Origin of the sequence: Acinetobacter sp. PC34 (genome assembly GCF_051789135.1) — a bacterium.
Taxonomy (GTDB): domain Bacteria; phylum Pseudomonadota; class Gammaproteobacteria; order Pseudomonadales; family Moraxellaceae; genus Acinetobacter; species Acinetobacter johnsonii.
In genome coordinates this window covers 1,881,684-1,901,941 of the sequence record NZ_CP196664.1, presented here as the reverse complement: position 1 = coordinate 1,901,941, position 20,258 = coordinate 1,881,684, and the positions used below count along the sequence as shown (strand labels likewise).

Sequence of the window (20,258 nt, the reverse complement as noted above, 5' to 3'; positions counted from 1 at the left end):
GATTGTCTCAATTTGTATTTGCATATCACTCAAAATTTAATAATGACTCAGATTTCAAAGAAGTTTTTGAGGAGTTTTGCTATTACAAAGAAAATAGTGAACCTCATGAACACCCATCACCTAGACGTCATGCACAAGAAACCTACGAAAGTTTATCTCCTTTGTTTGGGCGTGATCGTTTCGATAAAAAATACCCTGAAGCTAGTAATCAGAATATTCAACACTTGCACGTAAAGCAACCTCATTCTAAGTGGGACTTTCTTGATGGTTCTGCGAAAACCCAATGGGAATGCACCAGCGATAGCTATTTAGTTTATTCTTATTTCGAGCATAACGGTATACATCATTATTTTGTGCTTGAGTTTTATAAATCAGAAAGTCATGCTCAATATGAGCAGGATGTTCAAATTTTTATTCATGAAGCAGAGCAGTACCGATTGACTCAAATTAATTTGACTGCCTAAATCACTTAAAAATATTAATTAAAAATAGATAGATACTGCGTATCAAATTATACTTGTGGCTTGAATCGACTTGCTTGCTAATAATTTGATATGAACCAACTTGATAAAAAAGACAATGCTGATTTAGACAAAATTGATAGAGATATCAATTTCCATCGAATCATGGTTTTTCTGATTCTTATTACAGCTATATTTTTTTATATGATTTTTATTAATCTTAAAGTTACTGAATCTGCTCAAAGTTGGGGACCAGTAGGCGATTTCTTTGGGGGCATTCTTAACCCAATTTTTGCATTATTTGCCTTTTACTGGCTGACATATTCAGTTCGACTACAAATTAAAGAGTTAAAAGAAACACGAGTAGAGTTGGCTAAAGCGACTAAAGCTCAAGAAGAGTCAGCAAAACATCAAGAAGAAATTGCTAGGCTTGAAAGTGAAAACGTAAAAACTCAAGTTGAGATTTTAGAGTTAAATAAAGATACATTGAAGAGTCAGCAAGATGCAGCAATTGCACAACAACAACAAATTGCACTTCAAAATTTTGAAAGCCTTTTTTTCCAGTTGTTAAAAGCAAAAACTGATATTACGAATGATATTAGATATTTTAGAACAGCTAAAGGACATCAGGAAGCAGAATTATTTGTTGGAAAAGAAGCCATAAAATATGGTATAGAAGGATTCAAACAATCTCAAACCTCTATGGCTTGGGAAGAATACTATCGGCATAACCTCTTAGATTACATGGGTAGTTATTTTCGAATTTGCTATCAAATTACAAAATTAATTGATAATACAGATGATCTTAATGGTCATACTGATACTGAACACTACTCTAAAAAGAGAAAAGAATATTTTGATATCTTTAGAGCAACATTGACACAATATGAGCTTGAAGTATTTTTCTTTAATTGCTTAGGGAAATATGGCAAGGATAATTTTAAGAGTTTAGTTGAAAAATATGGGATATTTGAACATATTCTTTTTGAAAACAATGTTTATGATCATAAGGCTATAAATAAAATATCTAGATTCGCGTATAAATATAATGGAATTGCTTTCGAAGATAGTGATGCATATAAATCTTATTTTGATGAGTTAAGTCGAATTAAATTTGGTTTGAGTGAGAAGGATTTTAATAGTATTTGTATAAAACTAAAAGATGTAAAGTTCATTTTAAATTTAAACTCAATTAGAGTTGCTGCATCAATTAATTCACTAATTTCTTGGAAGATGAATGAATTAATTTTCACGGAAAATAACATTGAAATTATTAAGGAAAAATCTATTTCATATTATAAAAAAATTAATGAAATTAAAGATTATGAGGGGTATATAAAAGAGTATAAGAGTATGATTGAGTATGTTGAAAATTATTTTAAGGTGGAGGGAAGAGAGCCAGTATATTATGAAAAAGTTAGATGTAATTCAGCTTCAATTTACTCACTATCTGATTTGGATTCAAGTATAGACGTTTGCAAAGAACATATCGAGCAAAAAAATAACTACTTAGGAATGATTGATTCATTCTTGGAGGAGCTTAGAAAAAATGAATATACGGAAACCGTACTAACAGTTATTAAATACAACATTGATTACTTAGAATATTGTAAATATATGAATAACAATGAAGAAAAACAACAAAAGAAAAGTGCCTAAGAGGCACTTTTCTTTTGCTAAAATCGAAGTTTTACCCCTCAATCATATGCACATACTTATACCACTCATCCATTAGATCATTTGATTGATTTTCAGTAGGGTAGTAATGGTTTTTGCAATCTTTATAGTGGCGATATTTAGAATTTATTGACTCAGCAGGTGATAAATTTTGATACTCAATGTACGCAGATAAATAAGCGAAAATATTAGTGTTTGAATTTTTAGAGTAAATATCATTAGTTAAGAATTGAAAAAATGAAGCTCTCTTTTCTGCTGGGCTATTAGTACTATTAAAATTGAATTTATGGAAAACATTTTTATGGTGATTGTAGAAATGCGTAGAAAATTCTGTATCTGTAAAGGAGGTAATTAATCTTAATTCAGAATAGATTAGGAAAATAAATAGAAAAACTTTTTGTGTCTCATTCAAATCATATTTTAATAAGGAAAACTTATTAATAATTTTAACAAGTTGCCTTGGATTAGGGGAATATGTCTTACATAAGGCTATGAAAGTATGAAGTTCATTTCTCTGAAGGTCAAGTTGATAATCTTTATTATAGTTATTTAGTATTTCAGCATACCTGCTCCCATCTAAGTCTTTATTTTTCAACATCACAGAAAAATCTATAAACTTCTCAAGATAATTTGCAGTACTCGAAAATCCATAAAAATTATTGATCGATTCTTCTAGTTGATTTTTATTCACAGCAAGAATGAATACAACTTTTGGAATGTCAAAAAAGTGCTTGATACGTTCGATTAGGCGAATCGCAAATTCAGGTTTACAGCGGTCAAGTTCATCAACAATAAAGACTAAAGGTTTTTTCTCTTTTTTTGTAATTTCAGCAAGTTGAGCTTTAAAGGGCTTTGTTGCACAAACATTCAAAAGCTAAACTTCTTCCAAGTTATCTAAATTTAAGTGGCAACTTGGGTGTGAGGTCGGCCTAAATCTGTAAATTTATTTAATACGGCCACACGTGCATGAATCTCATTGACTTGGCTTTGAAAGTTTCTCGCACGGAGTTTATCGCCTAATAATTTGATGCAATGCATCTTGGTTTCTATCAGACTTCTGCGATGATAGCCTGACCAATTTTTCCATATTGTTCTTCCTAAACGTTTAACTGTTCGAAGTAATTCATTTCGCTCTAGCGAGCTGGTCTTTGTATCTTTCCAAGGTTTCGCATTTTTTCTTGGCGGAATCACCGCATGTGCTTGTCGGTCTGCAATTACTTGACGGCATTGCTTGGTGTCATAAGCCCCATCAGTATAGACAGAGTCAATCTGCTCATCTTGTGGAATCTGATCGAGTAAATCACCAAGCACTTGTGAATCACTCACATTATTTGTAGTGAGTTGAATAGCGCGTATTTGAAGGGTTTCAGCATCTATACCAATATGAAGTTTACGCCATTGGCGACGATATTCAGGTTGGTGTTTCTTACGCTTCCATTCACCTTCGCCTAGAAACTTTAAGCCAGTAGAATCGACGAGTAGCTGGAGACCATTACTGCTTTTTTGATAGTTAATTGCAATATCAATATGCTTTTGTCTTCTGCAGATGGTGGAATAGTCTGGTGCTGTCCAATCTAATCTACAAAGATGAATGAGACTTTGCACAAAGCCAGTGACCATGCGTAAAGAAAGACGAAATAAGGATTTGATCATTAAACAGCATTGGATGGCTGTATCTGAATAAGTTTGATTTCGACCATGTTTACCTTTGGGTTGAGCGTACCATTGAGTCTTGGGATCAAACCAAATTGAGAGATTTCCTCGATTTATTAATGCACTGTTATAAGAAGACCAATTGGTTGTACGATAGATTTTAGGTGTGGGCTTATTCATTTGAGAATTATATTGTGGAATAAGCCTTTAGAGATAGGTTTGTGCAACAAAGCCCACGCCAATTACAAGATGGATTTAGAGATCGCTAAATTGAAACGATCTCTATGAATCACACACCTTATGAGTTTCAAAAGTTGAGTGGTGTATTAGTTCACTAAATATTGAAAACTGATTAACGTATCCTGAGTAAAGACAAAATAAAGGTCATGTGGGAGTTGTCCTACATGACCTTTTCTAATAAACGATTAGCTGTATTAGCTATGACGTTTATTTCTTAAACTCAGTAATCTGGATCGGCTTATCTTTGACAAACTCGACAATGCCTTCACTTCCTTTGATGTGAATCGATACGCCTTTGCCGTCCGTCATAAACATACCGCTTGCGGCTGGTGCACTTTTCAGCATGAATGTTCGATCTGAGTTATCCGTCATCATCGCTGTTTCAAAATTATCAGATGACTTCAGTTCAATGGTTAAATCCATTGGTCCTGTGAAGTGAATCACTTGTGTTTCTGCAGTATTATTGCTTGATGTGTTTTCTTGAGTGACTTTTCCTGTTGGTGCAGAAGTACAACCCACTAAGGCTAAAGTAACGAGTGTTGCACCTAAAGCATTTTTCATAAAAATGACCTTTTTATATATAAATCATAAGTCCATATATACTATTTGGTATATCTTAAGTTTAAAAGTTTGCTTTACATTCGCTTTACATAAATGGAGTTTTACGTTGTATAAACGTACTGTTATTCACCTTAAGCGGTTCAAAATACGGTTTAAAGTATTCATTCAAACTTTACACAACAGAGTAAATTGATATTTAAAAGTTCAATTTATTCAGTGGCATTAAATGCGTCATGATAACTGACAACGCCCTGAGGTATTTCTCCATTGAAACTAAGGGATTGAAAGTATTCGCTAGGAACGCTAGGTAAAACCAACTCTAGATAAGGTCGAAACCCAAAGCGATGATAATAATTGGGATCCCCTAGTAGAACACAGCCTTTGGCACCCAGTTGTTTTAATTTTTCAAGGGATGCCTGCATCAGCTGTGACCCAATGCCCAAACCTTGTTTAGTTGGGTAGACAGAAATTGGGCCTAGGCCATACCAACCAGTTGTACCTGTCGAGATAGATACAGGTGAAATGGCGACATGACCGATAATTGAATCATCTTCAACAGCAACTAAAGAGATCGGGAGTTGACCACTTTTTCGGAGACTGTTCACAATGAATTGTTCCGTATGGCTGGTATGTTCTGCATTTAAAAATGCAGCGCGAGTCAACTTCTCAATGCCTTCAATATCTTCTGGCTGTTCGTCTCGAATCGTGATGTTCATTAAAAAATCCTTATGAGTATTCGTGTAGTATAAAGTGAGCTACTTTTATGAAGACTTAACTTCAACCCACTCTAAATAGCTCCGACCAGTTGCTTAAATAGGCAGGGGAGCGATTGCACTGATTCATTTGCCAAGGTTCTCTTTTCTCATGGCAAACCCCTAAAGAAATCATACTTTTACCAAAACGTTCAGTAATAGCATCCATGGTATTGGAGAGTTCTTCACGGTTATTTTTATGGCTATAGTCGGTAAAAAGATCATGCACAAATTTAGATTTATCCATAATTTCCAAAAGGACGATGCCTGCCTTTTTGTATTTAAACCCTGACTTGTAAATTTGGTCAATGCCTTTCATAGCTGCTTGTGTAATTTCAAGTAGATCATCGGTATGTTCATGCATGTGCACAATGGTATAGGGCGAGTAACGTTCACTTTGACTAAAACGACCTGTTTGAATATACACCCCGATCATTTTACAAATAGAGCCATCATGACGTAGACGTTTAACTGCACTGGCAACGTATAAGCGTACAGAGGCTTTGATGTCATCAATTTCATACACAGCTTGACCGTATGAGCGACTACTAATAATTTGCTTATGTGCAACCGCATCACTTTCAATATTGATGCAAGACATCCCTTGAAGTTCACGGACAGTCTTTTCCATCACTATGCTAAATTGCTTTTTAATTTCACTCGGCTTGGAGTCGATCAAATCTAAAACCGTATAAATACCCATCGCGTTCAGCTTTTTGCAGTTCTGTCGACCGACGCCCCAGACTTCACCGACCTCCACATCTGCAAGCATGTATTCAGCAGTACATGGATCCATGTGTGCCAAATTGCACACGCCATTCAACGCCTTATTTTTCTTGGCTAAATGATTGGCTATTTTGGCTTCTGTTTTGGAACGACCAATTCCAATACAGCAGGGAAGACCAAGCCACTGCCATGCCTTGTCTTTCATGTCTTTGGCATAGTCAGTGAGGTTAAATAAATACTCATAAGCCGTTAGCTTTAAAAAACATTCATCAATGGAATAGATCTCTTGTTCATCGGCTGCCACATATTGCCCCAATAACTGCATGAAGCGGCGAGACATTTCCCCATATAAAGCATAGTTACTCGAAAACACTTGAATATTATGCTGCTGGACAAGTTCTTGAATTTGAAAAAAAGGGACAGCCATGCCAATGCCGAGATCCTTGGCTTCTTGGCTTCGAGCAACCACACAACCATCATTATTACTTAACACAATCACAGGACGGTCATTGAGCTTTGGATTAAATACGCGTTCACACGAGACATAGCAATTATTCACGTCAACGAGCGCGAATATTTCAGTTTCATTTTTCATGTTGCTTCTTCTTATTATTTTTAACGGTGATACAAACGTTTTAAGTTAAATGTCACCACTCCCCAAATAACAAAGGTTTGATTTTCTGTAGGAATAATATGTTCATATTCAGGGTTTTCAGCTTTCAACCAAAGTTGAGGCAGAGGGTAGTTTTCATCTCCAAAAATGTCTTTGATGTCCGACTTTGACATTTTGTTTGTCATCATCAGTCTTTTAATAGTGGAGTCTTTATTATCAATTAAAGCCACCACGATGTCGTAGTGTTTGGCTTCAATACTCCGATCAATAATAATCGGGTCATTTACTTCAAGACCTACGCCCAACATTGACTCACTGTCTACGTGAGCGATGAACGTTGAAATGGGGTTTTGTATTAAGAATTCATTGAGATCGATGGCTTTGCCTTGCTCATCTTTAGTGCTGAACGCTGGGCCTGCTGGAATGCGTTCTAAAGAAACAGGAATAGATACTTTGGACTGAGGTAGAACAGGAGTCAGCCCAAGTTGATCCGCAAGTTCAGCTTGCTGCGCAATTTGTTCGAGCATGTTATTGATGGTGGGGCTGGGTTTGCCGTCTGGCCCCATGAGATCTTGTAAAGACGACCATGCGTCGTCCGAGAAGTAGATGGGTAACTTCTTTGACATGGTGAATACTCCTACGCTACAAGGCGTGTTTGGAAGTGAAATCTGTCTGTTTAGAATATGCTGATGTGGGAGAAATCTCAAATTTAAAAATGCTGAATAAACAATGCTCCGTCAATTTTGGTCGCGGGTAAGAAAAAGTAAGAAACTTTCTTTTGGATGATAAGTAGCCCTTTGATCAGGGCTACTATTGGGGGGGATTATATCGTTAAGCCGATGATCTAAATGAAAACTTAGAGATTAGTTCCTAAAAACTCAAAAGGTTTGGTGACTTTAAAGGATGCATTGGCTTTGCCTGCATATGTCATCGCTTGGTCTGGGCCAAGTTCTAACTTCTTGGTTTGACCATCTTTAAAGTTAATTTCCTTTAAATCGACCCAAAACACATTGGGTGAAACAGCAGATTCAAAGAAATATAAACCGCGTTTATGGTCGACCACTGTACGCCAACGGGTTGATGAAATATTTGGTTCTTCTTCTGTGTTCAATCCAAAGGGTACGGAAGCATTGCGAATGACACCAAAAACACTCGCTAATGAGTGTTTATAATTCGCATTTTTCGGGATGGCATTGATATAAAAAGATGCTCTCGCAAAACGATCGGCCGCGCGGTTTGTACCCGGGAGCATGGTTGTTCCACCAATTTGCTTCCAATAAGCATTTAGCGCCAACTGCTGATCAAAGATTGGTGAGTTGGTCATTACTTGGTACTGGCGACTGTGGTGAATCACTTGTTTTCCGCCAATATATTCAATGATGGCACTGTCGCCTGTGGCATCTGAAATAGATAAATGCAGTGTCGCTAACCGTTTTTCACCTGGGACTTGGTCGGTCACCACCGTGAAAGGTTCTTTTTCCAATGCCTGAATGGCCTCGTTCACTGTGGCATAATTATCTAAGACGTATTGCGCCCACAGTGAAATGCCCAAAGTTGGCTTTTTAGAGGTTTTCACATTTGGATATTCAGATTCAACCAACCACAGTAAGTTTGCCATTAGCCCTTTTTCATTGACGCCGTCGGTAGTGGAGATGTCATAACCCGTTGCAACCACACTGCCGTATTTTGATGTCCATTGAATCGATTTTGGCCCCGCCATACCATTACGTTTGACATTATTGGGTAAAATCCACAAGTTGGTTCCAATATCGCTTTTCCAGTCCATCGAACGTGCTGTCATGACGTCATTATTGCCTAGATAAACCACACGAGTACATGCCATAGCAGCTTCTGCTACCACAAATATTCCTGCGGCAAATAATACTTTTTTTAATACATTGTTCATTATCATGCTCTCTTAGAAAATAGGTAACTGTGGTGTTAAATGTCTTAATAAAAATTGTTCGCTTTATAATTGTGTTCAAAATAACGATAACCCGTTCCGAGATTTATTTTAGATTGCTTTGAATTGTGTAGTCTCAGGAGATAGATACGCTTGATTGTAAATTCTATAACTGGTTTGATCTAATTGGGTATTTAAAGCAATAGGTAGGGACAATGCATGTTTTTCTTGAGAGGTTGTAGTTGTTTTCCAGTCAGCAAAAAAATTCAAGTTTTTTTGGCCTATTGTGTTGTCTACATCTGCACCAAAGGCATACATGTTCGGGTTCAGTTTTAACGCGCTGTGCCAGCCTTCTATAAAGCGTTTAGCCTGAGTGCTTTGGCTCATAAAAATACCGATTGAAAGTAATGAATATACTTTTATTTTCATGTCATTTCCTTTTTTTATATATTTTTACCACATGATATAAAAATAGAGTATGGCTTGTTTGATTATTTTTAGCACAGTTTTATTTTAATGTCGGGTGAGTCGAAAAGATATCCTTAGAAGATCAATAGAAACCAATGTACAGCCAGATTTAGTGAAATGATTGCACATTTTATAATTTAAATATGCTGCTCATATTTTTATGTACTTATTCAGAATATCGGCAGCGCCGATATTCTGAATAATCCACAGTTGCTGGTGCTATGAAACATCATAAATGGATAAATAATAGCTTCAGCGCCAGAGCAATTAATATGAGGCCCATCAATCGCTCAAACTGTTTTCCCATCTTTAAAAATTGCTGTCGAACGACGGGTCGAGAAAACAAAACAGCGACCAGCATGAACCAGAGTGTATTGATGCTACACATCCATATCCCATAAGCAAATTGCACTTTCATGGGGGTTGTAGGACTGACGAGTGTGGTAAATATAGCCAGAAAAAAAATAGTCGCTTTGGGATTGAGTGCATTGGTCATAAAGCCCGTTATAAAGGCTTTGCTTTGACTCAAAGGTATATTGGCAGTTTCTTCAATTGAGGGGTCGATATTGACAGAGGGGGCACGTAATAAACTCCAACCTAAATAAATTAAATATAGTGCGCCTGAGATTCTTAAAATAAGCATGAACCACGGACTTTGTTGAATAATAATGCCCAAGCCTACAAGGGTATATAAAACATGAACTGAAATTCCTATACCAATGCCAATAGCCGTGATGCACCCAATTGCATAGCCATAGCGCACACTATTTCTAACTGTAATTGCGAAGTCGGGGCCGGGTAAAAGGACCGCAAGAAAATGCACCAAAGCCAAAGCTAAAAATTCTGAACTATATTGCATCCACATATTATTGATGCTCATCCGAAACGCGATAACTCACAGTTAACTTATCTTCTTTTAGTTTATAGCCTGTAATTTTGAGCGTTCCAATTTCAGATAAATTTTGGACATGAGTTCCACCATAAGAAAATGCAGGTAAATTCCCAAAACTGACTTCACGGTAGCCATCAGCATTTTGTTGGGTCAGTCTGACGAGTTGACTTGAAATATATTGATTGCATATCTGCTGTAAAGTTTCTAAATCTTGGTTTTCAGAATGGTCTTGTTTGATAAATTGGATTTTGCATTCGTCTGGCCAGTGCTGTGCTTTGGTGGGTTGCCAACCAAAGGCTTGCATCACATGCCCGATTAAGTGTCCTGCGGAGTGTAGGCGACTGTGATAGTGGCGTCGGTTGAGGTCAACTTGAGCCTGTGCCAGACCTAAAGTAATCGCGTGATTAGAATAATGAATAATTTGATCATCTTGCATAGCGACATGAAGCACATCCACACCATTGATTTTACCTAAATCACTAGGTTGACCACCACCTTGCGGATGAAACGGTGTTTGGGCAAGCTGAATGGAAAATCGTCCATCGTCAGTAGGTTCACATCTTAAAATTTCTACCTCAGCCTGAGTGATGTCAGATAGATATAAAGCTTGAGTCATGGTTATCTCTGTCAAAATTTCACAGAAAAGATTATATGAGGCTTAATTATTGATGATAATCTAGTAAAAAATTAAATTACTTTTTCCTCATGAGCACAAATCAAAGTATGGCTTTACTCCAAGAAATGGCTATTTTTGTTAAAGTTGTGGAGACTGGCAGTTTTTCAGAAACGGCTCGACAGCTTGGAAATACACCGTCCGCAGTGAGTAAAGCCATCAGCCGATTGGAACGGGCTTTAGGAACACGGCTGCTCGAAAGAACAACACGAAAATTGCGTTTAAGTGAGAGTGGGAAACAAACGTATGACCATTGTTTAGAGATGGTTAGAGCTGCCCAAGCCGTAATTGAGCATTCAGGCAAATTCAATACTGAACCGAGTGGGACCATTCGGATCAGTGTACCGAAAGCCGTAGGGCATTATCTGATTCATCCGTATATACCCGAGTTTCTTGAACTTTATCCTCAAATAGATATTCAACTGCTGTTGGAAGATCGTTTCATAGACTTTATTGATGATGAAATTGACTTGGCCATACGCATTACCAATGAACCACCGTTAGGCTTAAAGGGCCGACAGCTCATTCGCATTGACCATGTCTTAGTGGCGACAGCCAAGTATTTAAAAAAGAATGGAACACCTCAGCAACCGAGTGATTTAAGCCAACATCAATGTATTTATTTGGGTGAACAAGTCAGTGATTCAAAGTGGAAATTCCAAAAAGGCAATAAAACCACCAGTGTGACTGTAAAAGGACGATATTCGGCGAATCATACGGGTATCCGACTAAATGCGGCTTTAAAGCATATGGGAGTCGCAAGTTTGCCTTATTTTATGGCGAGATATGCTTTAAATAACCAAGCACTGATTCAAGTATTACCAGATTGGCATTTCAAGACTTATTATAGTGGAGATGCTTGGTTACTATATCCACCGACACGCTATTTAGCTCCGAAAATAGAGGTCTTTATCCAGTTTATTGCGCAGAAACTGAGTTTAGAACCCGTCCTAAAAAGTGAAGAGACGCTTGCTTAATTTATTAAAATAGCATCATTCAAAGAGCTTAGAGCATGGCTAATGCTGAGTTAGATAGGTGATGAAGAGTAAACATTGATGATGCATCTTTGAAATAGCCTAAGCAGACTATCGATATTTAAGCCATAGTATATGCATCAAATGTACCGCATAATTTGAATGATTTAATGTTTAAGTTCTAGCGTTGAAAAAGACTTTAAAATGAAATAAGCAATTTAATAAGAGATATGCAATTAAAAAACATCTACTTTATTCTTCTATCTTGGGTTTAAGCATCCCTACTTTGGGCTATGCAGATACAACCAATATTCATGTTTTAAGTGCAACGGTAAAAGATCAAAATATTGCGAATGCACAAGTCATTTTACAAAAAAATGGTGAACAGTCTGCATCAACTTCAACTAATGCAGACGGCCGAGCAACGGTGAACAGTAGCAGTGCGAATGGCGCAGACAATTTATTGATTATCAAAAAATCAGGCTATTCAACACTGGTTGCAAAATGTCCCTGTGATGGTATGACCTATGCTTTAAGTCCTGTATTGAAAGACTTAAACAGTATGCGAATTGTTTTAAACTGGGGACAGAGTCCTTTAGATTTGGACTCGCATTTAAGCTATAAAAATCAACATGTCTATTGGGACAATAAACAAGGGCAAGATGCCAATTTAGATGTCGACGACACAGACTCTTATGGCCCTGAAACCGTAACCATCGATAAACGTTTAGACGGGCAATATTATGTTTATTCAGTGCATGATTATTCAGATCGCGCCAAACCCAATACTGCGAACCTATCGAATAGCCAAGCAAAAGTTATGGTCTATGCTGGCGAGTCTTTGATCCGTTCTTATTATATTCCAACCGGGCGGACAGGGAACTTATGGACTGTGTTCCGCATTAGTCCAGAGGGGGAAATCCAAGATATTAACCGTATTTCGGGGACAACTATTGGCGCAAGCCAAGTTGGTTCAACTGTATCGAGTTATCAAAGCCAAGCGATGCAGTTGCATTCTGTTTCTGTTTCAGCCAACGCACAGGCAAGGGCTAAAGCTCTGAATTTGAAAGCGGATAAAGCGTATAAAAACAATCAATTTGAACAAGCTGCCCTGATTTATCAACAATCCATTGATTATAATCCAAACGTTGGACAAACCTATAGCAATCTTGCTGTTGCTTATCAAAAGTTGAATCGTTCATCTGAAGCATTATGGGCAAATCAAAAGGCGATAGCCTTAGCGTCTAATGACAATACCAAAGCGTATTCACATTACAACATTGGTAAAATTTATGAAAATAATCAGGACTATGTTCAAGCCAAACAACATTATCAATTGGCAAATCAATACAAGCCAAGTGTGACCTATGATGAGGCCATTCAGCGAGTGAGTCGCTAAGTCTATCAATAGAGAATTTGGATTATATTGAATGAATAAAAAAGCACCTGAAGGTGCTTTTTTATCAATACAGACCGATATGTTGTAGAGGTCTCATTTTCAAATGGAAAATCAATTATTTCGGTTCAGTAATCACCGATAACTTCTCTACACCGACACGTTCTATACTGGCTAAAAGTTTAGCCACAGTGCCATAAGGGACAGTTTCATCGGCATTTAGGTTTAATGCTAACTTGCTGTTGGTATTTTTACGCTGTGTGATTTCTTGCTCAAAATTTTCGAGTTTGACTGGGTCTTTATCTAAAAAGATTGCGCCATCAGGTTTTACACTAATCACCAGTGCTTTGTTTTGATCTGTAGATTGTGTCGGTGCAGCTTTGGGTAAGTTGACCTTGACGCTATTGGTTAATAAAGGCGCCGTGATGATAAACACGATCAATAGCACCAACATCACATCGACCAGTGGGGTATCGTGTTTAGTTTAATTTTGGGCACCATTGTAGCCATGATGAGACTGTCTTCATCTTGGTTAATTCGCTCATTGGCATGGGTGTATATCTGGATGTTCAGATCATTACCATTGCTGTTGGTGTTGATTATTCTCTATAACTTTTCTTATTTATATGAATACATTAATGTCGGTGTACCTTTTACCGACACGGTCTTTGCCCAGTTTAAAACCATCAATGCACTAGATCAGTTCTCAACAGCTTTAGTCGGTTTGGTGATTGTACAAAGTGCCTATACCGCGGAAGTCATCCGTGGTGGGATTCTGTCTGTCGATCATGGTCAATTTGAAGCAGCGGCAGCATTGGGTCTGTCATGGTGGCGCCGTACGACGCGCATTATTTTACCACAATCGATTCGCAGTATTATCCCCGCGATTATCAATGAATGTGTGGGCTTATCTAAAGGCACATCAATTGTGTATGTTTTGGCAATGCCTGAACTCTTTTACACAGTACAAATGATCTATAACCGCAACCAAGAAGTGATTCCGTTGTTGATGGTTGCCGCCGTTTGGTACGTAATCGTCACCAGTGTTTTTTCCATAGTGCAATGGTATATCGAAAAAATATTGGCGAAAGGTGAACGGAAATCAGCGATTAATAGCTTTGCTTTTTTCAAGAAAGCGCAGCCACACACAACTCAGCCGCGTATAGGAGCCAGCTATGATAATTAATCAATCAGCATCGCCTACAAATGGTCATATTCAAGTGAGCCATGTATTTAAAAACTATGCGTGACATGCGGCATTACAGGATATTAGTCTTGATATTCCTGCGGGATCTGTCACGGTAATTATTGGTCCATCTGGGTCGGGTAAATCAACTTTACTACGCACGATAAATCATTTAGAACGTGTAGATGCAGGATTTATTCAAATTGATGATGAGTTTATCGGCTATCATAAAAAAGGCGATAAACTCTATGAGTTAAAAGAACGAGACATTTTAAAACAACGTAAATCGGTGGGTTATGTTTTTCAGAATTTTAATTTATTTCCACATTTAAATGTTTTGCAAAATATTATTGAAGCACCCTTAGCACATAAAAAACTTAGTAAAGATCAAGCGATTTTAAAAGCCAATCAATTATTGGGTCTAGTTGGGCTAAGGGATAAAGTTGAAGCATGGCCCAAACAACTTTCTGGGGGGCAGCAGCAGCAGCAGCGTGTTGCGATTGCTAGAGCTTTGGCACTGGACCCCAAAGTAATTTTATTTGATGAGCCAACGTCCGCCTTAGACCCTGAGTTGGTAGGTGAAGTCTTGAATGTAATCAAAAACTTGGCGAAATTAGGTAAAACCATGGTGATTGTAACGCATGAAATTGCTTTTGCACGAGAAGTTGCCGACCATGTGGTGTTTATGGATCAAGGGCGAATTGTTGAACAAGGAACCGTTCAACAAGTTCTGGAACATCCTAAAGAAGAGCGTACTCAAAACTTTTTATCTCGGGTTTTATAAATTTGAGTCTTATTTTTTAATGATATCTATTTTAGTTTTATATATTAAAATCGTTGGTGAATGATAAAACTAACGATTTTTTTATAAGTTTAATTTTGTTGATAAGGTATGATTAAATCCGGCTTTGTTGCACAAACCTATCTCTAAAGGCTTATTCCACAATATAATTCTCAAATGAATAAGCCCACACCTAAAATCTATCGTACAACCAATTGGTCTTCTTATAACAGTGCATTAATAAATCGAGGAAATCTCTCAATTTGGTTTGATCCCAAGACTCAATGGTACGCTCAACCCAAAGGTAAACATGGTCGAAATCAAACTTATTCAGATACAGCCATCCAATGCTGTTTAATGATCAAATCCTTATTTCGTCTTTCTTTACGCATGGTCACTGGCTTTGTGCAAAGTCTCATTCATCTTTGTAGATTAGATTGGACAGCACCAGACTATTCCACCATCTGCAGAAGACAAAAGCATATTGATATTGCAATTAACTATCAAAAAAGCAGTAATGGTCTCCAGCTACTCGTCGATTCTACTGGCTTAAAGTTTCTAGGCGAAGGTGAATGGAAGCGTAAGAAACACCAACCTGAATATCGTCGCCAATGGCGTAAACTTCATATTGGTATAGATGCTGAAACCCTTCAAATACGCGCTATTCAACTCACTACAAATAATGTGAGTGATTCACAAGTGCTTGGTGATTTACTCGATCAGATTCCACAAGATGAGCAGATTGACTCTGTCTATACTGATGGGGCTTATGACACCAAGCAATGCCGTCAAGTAATTGCAGACCGACAAGCACATGCGGTGATTCCGCCAAGAAAAAATGCGAAACCTTGGAAAGATACAAAGACCAGCTCGCTAGAGCGAAATGAATTACTTCGAACAGTTAAACGTTTAGGAAGAACAATATGGAAAAATTGGTCAGGCTATCATCGCAGAAGTCTGATAGAAACCAAGATGCATTGCATCAAATTATTAGGCGATAAACTCCGTGCGAGAAACTTTCAAAGCCAAGTCAATGAGATTCATGCACGTGTGGCCGTATTAAATAAATTTACAGATTTAGGCCGACCTCACACCCAAGTTGCCACTTAAATTTAGATAACTTGGAAGAAGTTTAGCTTTTGAATGTTTGTGCAACAAAGCCGTTTAATTCAGTACTAGATGTATGGGTATCTAAAATAAAAAAAAGTGTGTGTAAAATCAAAATAGTGATTTTGTGGTTTTGGGAGTGGGTTGTACTCAGTGTATAAAATATTGTGTTTTTAAATACAGTATATATAAATTATTGTGATTTTGTTCTCATAAAAAGCCATAAAAAAAATGTGCATTTTCATTCTTAATGTTACATAAAAAAACAATTTTATTTTTAATGTGTATAATTTTAAAAATAGATATCTTTCGATTTGTTAAAAATATTAATTATTGTTATCTATTTGTTTTTTATATAAAAAATAATTTTTAAAACATTGGTTTAACATGTGGATTTTAAAAGGTTTAATAAGATTTTTTAAAAAATCTTAATAATTTTTTGTCAGAATTGAGTGGGTTTATGCAGGTGTATTTTAAAGAATAATAAACTAGTGTAAAAACACTTAGAGAAGAAAGAATTTACTTTTAATACTCATTTTTTATTTAATGAACCATAAGAACATACAGGTTATGAGTAGCTGAAAGTTGTTTAAGTTTAATAAGACTAGAAAACGTTTTTTTATTTTTGGATGGAAATAACAAATCAATACCATTTCAGAGGGTTATTTGTATGGTTACTCAAATTTCAATAGTAGGTAAGGAATCTCATAAAGAAGCTGTGGCTAATATGGGAGGATCAAATAAAGTTCAGTTATCAAAAGAAAACCCTTCGGTAGTCAAGCTTCAGCTAAATAAAGATGATGTTAAGAGTTTTTCAAAAGAAGGGAATGATCTCAAAGTTATTTTAAATAATGGAGAGATTATAACAATTGTTGGTTTTTTCGCATCGGATAATAGTTTAGTTTTAGAAGGTAGTAATGCCTTAATATGGGTAGATTTTGTTGCTAATGGCGATGCTATAAATGCAACATATTCAACTTTGAGTGATATTGAACCTTTACTTTACGATGATAATGGAATGTCTGCATTAGCGTGGATTGCAATTCCATTAGCTGCGGGAGGCATGATAGCTTGGGCAGCAAATGATTCAGATGATGATTCAGGTTCTGGTTCTAAAGGCGCTATAGGTGAAATGGGTGCCACTGGATCTACGGGTGAAACAGGCGCCACAGGGGGAACAGGTGCTACGGGTAATGATGGTGCTACTGGGGCGACAGGAGCGGATGGCGCAACAGGTGCCACAGGAGCAGATGGCAAATCACTTTTAGAGATTTTGATAGATGAGGGCAAGTTACCACCGGGTTCTGATATTAATGACCTGATTGATTACCTCAAAGGTGCAGATGGCGCAACGGGAGCAACAGGTGCGGATGGTAAGTCAGCACTAGAGCTTTTGATTGATGCAGGTGAATTACCACCGGGCTCTGATATTAATGACTTGATTGATTACCTCAAAGGCGCAGATGGCGCAACCGGAGCAACAGGTGCCACAGGTGCAGATGGTAAGTCAGCACTAGAGCTTTTGATTGATGCAGGTGAATTACCACCGGGTTCTGATACAAACGATCTGATTGATTACCTCAAAGGTGCAGATGGTGCGACTGGCGCAACAGGTGCCACAGGTGCAGATGGTAAGTCAGCACTAGAGCTTTTGATTGATGCAGGTGAATTACCACCGGGTTCTGATACAAACGATCTGATTGATTACCTCAAAGGTGCAGATGGTGCGACTGGCGCAACAGGTGCCACAGGTGCCACAGGTGCAGATGGTAAATCAGCACTAGAGTTGCTGATTGATGCGGGTGAGTTACCACCGGGCTCTGATATTAATGACTTGATTGATTACCTCAAAGGCGCAGATGGCGCAACAGGTGCCACAGGTGCCACAGGTGCAGATGGTAAATCAGCATTAGAGCTTTTGATTGATGCGGGTGAGTTAGCACCAGGTTCTGATACAAACGATCTGATTGACTACCTCAAAGGTGCAGATGGTGCGACTGGTGCAACAGGTGCCACAGGTGCCACAGGTGCAGATGGTAAATCAGCATTAGAGCTTTTGATTGATGCGGGTGAGTTACCACCGGGTTCTGATACAAACGATCTGATTGACTACCTCAAAGGTGCAGATGGTGCGACTGGCGCAACAGGTGCCACAGGTGCAGATGGTAAATCAGCATTAGAGCTTTTGATTGATGCGGGTGAATTACCACCGGGTTCTGATACAAACGATCTGATTGATTACCTCAAAGGTGCAGATGGTGCGACTGGCGCAACAGGTGCCACAGGTGCAGATGGTAAATCAGCATTAGAGTTGCTGATTGATGCGGGTGAATTACCACCGGGTTCTGATACAAACGATCTGATTGACTACCTCAAAGGCGCAGATGGCGCAACCGGAGCAACAGGTGCCACAGGTGCAGATGGTGCGACTGGTGCAACAGGTGCCACAGGTGCAGATGGTAAATCAGCATTAGAGCTTTTGATTGATGCGGGTGAGTTACCACCGGGTTCAGACATTAACGATCTGATTGATTACCTTAAAGGTGCAGATGGTGCGACTGGTGCAACAGGTGCCACAGGTGCAGATGGTAAATCAGCATTAGAGCTTTTGATTGATGCGGGTGAATTACCACCGGGTTCTGATACAAACGATCTGATTGATTACCTCAAAGGTGCAGATGGTGCGACTGGCGCAACAGGTGCCACAGGTGCAGATGGTAAATCAGCATTAGAGTTGCTGATTGATGCGGGTGAATTACCACCGGGTTCAGACATTAACGATCTGATTGATTACCTTAAAGGTGCAGATGGTGCGACTGGTGCAACAGGTGCCACAGGTGCAGATGGTAAGTCAGCACTAGAGTTGCTGATTGATGCAGGTGAATTACCACCGGGTTCTGATACAAACGATCTGATTGATTACCTCAAAGGTGCAGATGGTGCGACTGGCGCAACAGGTGCCACAGGTGCAGATGGTAAGTCAGCACTAGAGTTGCTGATCGAAGCTGGAGAATTACCACCGGGTTCAGATACGAATGACTTGATTGATTACCTCAAAGGTGCAGATGGCGCGACTGGCGCAACAGGTGCCACAGGTACGGATGGTAAGTCAGCACTAGAGTTGCTGATCGAAGCTGGAGAATTACCACCGGGTTCAGATACGAATGACTTGATTGATTACCTCAAAGGCGCAGATGGTGCGACTGGTGCAACAGGTGCAACAGGTGCCACAGGTGCGGATGGTAAGTCAGCACTAGAGTTGCTGATCGAAGCTGGAGAATTACCACCGGGTTCAGATACGAACGATCTGATTGACTACCTCAAAGGTGCAGATGGTGCGACTGGCGCAACAGGTGCCACAGGTACGGATGGTAAGTCAGCACTAGAGCTTTTGATTGATGCGGGTGAGTTAGCACCAGGTTCTGATACAAACGATCTGATTGACTACCTCAAAGGTGCAGATGGTGCGACTGGCGCAACAGGTGCCACAGGTGCAGATGGTAAGTCAGCACTAGAGCTTTTGATTGATGCGGGTGAATTACCACCGGGTTCAGATACAAACGATCTGATTGACTACCTCAAAGGTGCAGATGGTGCGACTGGCGCAACAGGTGCCACAGGTGCAGATGGTAAGTCAGCACTAGAGCTTTTGATTGATGCGGGTGAATTACCACCGGGTTCAGACATTAACGATCTTATAGAATACTTAAAAGGTGCCACGGGAGCTACAGGCGCTACGGGCGCGAATGGTGCTGATGGTGCTGATGGTGCCACGGGAGCTACAGGTGCTACGGGTGCTGATGGTGCAACAGGTGCCACTGGAGCTACGGGCGTAGACGGTGCTGATGGTGCCACGGGAGCTACAGGTGCTACTGGCGCGAATGGTGCTGATGGTGCAACGGGCGCCACAGGTGATACTGGTGCCACAGGTGCAACAGGCGCTACGGGTGATACTGGTGCCACAGGCGCAACGGGAGCTACAGGCACTACTGGCGTAGATGGTGCTACTGGTGCTGATGGTGCAACAGGAGCCACAGGCGCAGATGGTGCTGATGGTGCCACGGGAGCTACAGGTGCCACAGGTGCTACGGGCGCTACGGGCGCAACGGGTGATACAGGTGCTACAGGAGCCACTGGTTCGACAGGCGCAACGGGAGCGAGCGGATCTGCGGATTTGATTAGGGTGTGTTGACAC

The 20,258-nt window shown here is 39.1% G+C and carries 18 protein-coding genes and 1 pseudogene; 8 read left to right on the top strand and 11 right to left on the bottom strand.

Translation table 11 applies throughout. The annotated features are described in order from the left end of the window. The first annotated feature begins 2 nt into the window (after window positions 1-2). Both ACSC9N_RS09205 and ACSC9N_RS09200 read left to right on the top strand, forming a co-directional pair. Complete coding sequence (locus tag ACSC9N_RS09205) at window positions 3-464, top strand: type II toxin-antitoxin system YafO family toxin (RefSeq protein ID WP_010326517.1); 462 nt, start codon at window positions 3-5, stop codon at window positions 462-464. Window positions 465-554: 90 nt separating this feature from the next. After that, window positions 555-2,120: a putative phage abortive infection protein gene (locus ACSC9N_RS09200; RefSeq protein WP_010326518.1), complete on the top strand. Its 1,566-nt coding sequence runs from the start codon at window positions 555-557 to the stop codon at window positions 2,118-2,120. A 31-nt stretch (window positions 2,121-2,151) separates the two neighbouring features. Here the strand turns inward: ACSC9N_RS09200 and ACSC9N_RS09195 are convergent, their stop codons facing one another. The 10 genes from ACSC9N_RS09195 to ACSC9N_RS09150 all read right to left on the bottom strand — a co-directional run bounded on the left by ACSC9N_RS09195 (window position 2,152) and on the right by ACSC9N_RS09150 (window position 10,562). Further along, window positions 2,152-3,009 (bottom strand): KAP family P-loop NTPase fold protein, encoded by an 858-nt coding sequence (locus ACSC9N_RS09195; RefSeq protein ID WP_010326519.1) that lies wholly within the window; start codon window positions 3,007-3,009, stop codon window positions 2,152-2,154. A gap of 29 nt (window positions 3,010-3,038) precedes the next feature. Continuing rightward, window positions 3,039-3,971, bottom strand: coding sequence for an IS5-like element ISAha1 family transposase (locus ACSC9N_RS09190; protein ID WP_004637176.1), 933 nt, complete (start codon window positions 3,969-3,971; stop codon window positions 3,039-3,041). 267 nt (window positions 3,972-4,238) lie between these two features. Further along, on the bottom strand, window positions 4,239-4,592 hold the full coding sequence (locus tag ACSC9N_RS09185) for a hypothetical protein (RefSeq protein ID WP_010326520.1): 354 nt from the start codon (window positions 4,590-4,592) through the stop codon (window positions 4,239-4,241). Between the two features lie 209 nt (window positions 4,593-4,801). Beyond that, window positions 4,802-5,308, bottom strand: coding sequence for a GNAT family N-acetyltransferase (locus tag ACSC9N_RS09180; RefSeq protein WP_010326521.1), 507 nt, complete (start codon window positions 5,306-5,308; stop codon window positions 4,802-4,804). A 61-nt stretch (window positions 5,309-5,369) separates the two neighbouring features. Next, the gene (locus ACSC9N_RS09175) at window positions 5,370-6,665 is read right to left on the bottom strand and encodes a Y-family DNA polymerase (protein WP_010326522.1); all 1,296 of its coding nucleotides are present in this window, start codon (window positions 6,663-6,665) and stop codon (window positions 5,370-5,372) included. A 20-nt stretch (window positions 6,666-6,685) separates the two neighbouring features. Next, window positions 6,686-7,309, bottom strand: a complete 624-nt coding sequence (locus tag ACSC9N_RS09170; protein WP_010326523.1) for a LexA family protein — start codon at window positions 7,307-7,309, stop codon at window positions 6,686-6,688. A 230-nt stretch (window positions 7,310-7,539) separates the two neighbouring features. After that, window positions 7,540-8,589 (bottom strand): linear amide C-N hydrolase, encoded by a 1,050-nt coding sequence (locus ACSC9N_RS09165; protein WP_010326524.1) that lies wholly within the window; start codon window positions 8,587-8,589, stop codon window positions 7,540-7,542. 108 nt (window positions 8,590-8,697) lie between these two features. Beyond that, on the bottom strand, window positions 8,698-9,015 hold the full coding sequence (locus ACSC9N_RS09160; RefSeq protein WP_010326525.1) for a hypothetical protein: 318 nt from the start codon (window positions 9,013-9,015) through the stop codon (window positions 8,698-8,700). Between the two features lie 268 nt (window positions 9,016-9,283). Next, the gene (locus tag ACSC9N_RS09155) at window positions 9,284-9,919 is read right to left on the bottom strand and encodes a LysE family translocator (RefSeq protein WP_010326526.1); all 636 of its coding nucleotides are present in this window, start codon (window positions 9,917-9,919) and stop codon (window positions 9,284-9,286) included. Window position 9,920: 1 nt separating this feature from the next. Continuing rightward, window positions 9,921-10,562, bottom strand: a complete 642-nt coding sequence (locus ACSC9N_RS09150) for a hypothetical protein (protein WP_010326527.1) — start codon at window positions 10,560-10,562, stop codon at window positions 9,921-9,923. An 89-nt stretch (window positions 10,563-10,651) separates the two neighbouring features. Between ACSC9N_RS09150 and ACSC9N_RS09145 the strand changes: the two genes are divergently transcribed. Together ACSC9N_RS09145 and ACSC9N_RS09140 are read left to right on the top strand one after the other, a co-directional pair. After that, the gene (locus tag ACSC9N_RS09145; protein ID WP_439036028.1) at window positions 10,652-11,596 is read left to right on the top strand and encodes a LysR family transcriptional regulator; all 945 of its coding nucleotides are present in this window, start codon (window positions 10,652-10,654) and stop codon (window positions 11,594-11,596) included. 232 nt (window positions 11,597-11,828) lie between these two features. Continuing rightward, complete coding sequence (locus ACSC9N_RS09140) at window positions 11,829-12,992, top strand: tetratricopeptide repeat protein (RefSeq protein ID WP_010326529.1); 1,164 nt, start codon at window positions 11,829-11,831, stop codon at window positions 12,990-12,992. Window positions 12,993-13,107: 115 nt separating this feature from the next. On the opposite strand, the gene ACSC9N_RS09135 is transcribed toward ACSC9N_RS09140, so the two are convergent. Beyond that, window positions 13,108-13,443 carry an ExbD/TolR family protein gene (locus tag ACSC9N_RS09135; protein ID WP_010326530.1) on the bottom strand — a complete coding sequence of 112 codons (336 nt, stop codon included), beginning with the start codon at window positions 13,441-13,443 and terminating at the stop codon, window positions 13,108-13,110. A 21-nt stretch (window positions 13,444-13,464) separates the two neighbouring features. Here ACSC9N_RS09135 and ACSC9N_RS09130 point away from each other — a divergent pair, with 21 nt between their 5' ends. The 4 genes and pseudogenes from ACSC9N_RS09130 (at window position 13,465) to ACSC9N_RS09115 (ending at window position 20,255) form a co-directional block, all read left to right on the top strand. Beyond that, complete coding sequence (locus tag ACSC9N_RS09130) at window positions 13,465-14,175, top strand: amino acid ABC transporter permease (RefSeq protein WP_010326531.1); 711 nt, start codon at window positions 13,465-13,467, stop codon at window positions 14,173-14,175. 64 nt (window positions 14,176-14,239) lie between these two features. Then, a pseudogene (locus ACSC9N_RS09125) lies at window positions 14,240-14,959 on the top strand (amino acid ABC transporter ATP-binding protein); the annotation flags it as partial. Window positions 14,960-15,133: 174 nt separating this feature from the next. Next, the gene (locus ACSC9N_RS09120) at window positions 15,134-16,066 is read left to right on the top strand and encodes an IS5-like element ISAha1 family transposase (RefSeq protein WP_004637176.1); all 933 of its coding nucleotides are present in this window, start codon (window positions 15,134-15,136) and stop codon (window positions 16,064-16,066) included. A 667-nt stretch (window positions 16,067-16,733) separates the two neighbouring features. Continuing rightward, window positions 16,734-20,255, top strand: a complete 3,522-nt coding sequence (locus tag ACSC9N_RS09115) for a BapA/Bap/LapF family prefix-like domain-containing protein (protein WP_439036027.1) — start codon at window positions 16,734-16,736, stop codon at window positions 20,253-20,255. The last annotated feature ends 3 nt before the right edge of the window (window positions 20,256-20,258 follow it).

Excerpts from the sequence above, each read along its gene's own strand:
- ACSC9N_RS09200 (WP_010326518.1), top strand. The coding sequence starts at position 555 with ATGAACCAACTTGATAAAAAAGACAATGCTGATTTAGACAAAATTGAT.
- ACSC9N_RS09190 (WP_004637176.1), bottom strand. The coding sequence starts at position 3,971 with ATGAATAAGCCCACACCTAAAATCTATCGTACAACCAATTGGTCTTCT.
- ACSC9N_RS09185 (WP_010326520.1), bottom strand. The coding sequence starts at position 4,592 with ATGAAAAATGCTTTAGGTGCAACACTCGTTACTTTAGCCTTAGTGGGT.
- ACSC9N_RS09180 (WP_010326521.1), bottom strand. The coding sequence starts at position 5,308 with ATGAACATCACGATTCGAGACGAACAGCCAGAAGATATTGAAGGCATT.
- ACSC9N_RS09175 (WP_010326522.1), bottom strand. The coding sequence starts at position 6,665 with ATGAAAAATGAAACTGAAATATTCGCGCTCGTTGACGTGAATAATTGC.
- ACSC9N_RS09170 (WP_010326523.1), bottom strand. The coding sequence starts at position 7,309 with ATGTCAAAGAAGTTACCCATCTACTTCTCGGACGACGCATGGTCGTCT.
- ACSC9N_RS09165 (WP_010326524.1), bottom strand. The coding sequence starts at position 8,589 with ATGAACAATGTATTAAAAAAAGTATTATTTGCCGCAGGAATATTTGTG.
- ACSC9N_RS09160 (WP_010326525.1), bottom strand. The coding sequence starts at position 9,015 with ATGAAAATAAAAGTATATTCATTACTTTCAATCGGTATTTTTATGAGC.
- ACSC9N_RS09155 (WP_010326526.1), bottom strand. The coding sequence starts at position 9,919 with ATGTGGATGCAATATAGTTCAGAATTTTTAGCTTTGGCTTTGGTGCAT.
- ACSC9N_RS09150 (WP_010326527.1), bottom strand. The coding sequence starts at position 10,562 with ATGACTCAAGCTTTATATCTATCTGACATCACTCAGGCTGAGGTAGAA.
- ACSC9N_RS09145 (WP_439036028.1), top strand. The coding sequence starts at position 10,652 with ATGAGCACAAATCAAAGTATGGCTTTACTCCAAGAAATGGCTATTTTT.
- ACSC9N_RS09135 (WP_010326530.1), bottom strand. The coding sequence starts at position 13,443 with ATGTTGGTGCTATTGATCGTGTTTATCATCACGGCGCCTTTATTAACC.
- ACSC9N_RS09120 (WP_004637176.1), top strand. The coding sequence starts at position 15,134 with ATGAATAAGCCCACACCTAAAATCTATCGTACAACCAATTGGTCTTCT.
- ACSC9N_RS09115 (WP_439036027.1), top strand. The coding sequence starts at position 16,734 with ATGGTTACTCAAATTTCAATAGTAGGTAAGGAATCTCATAAAGAAGCT.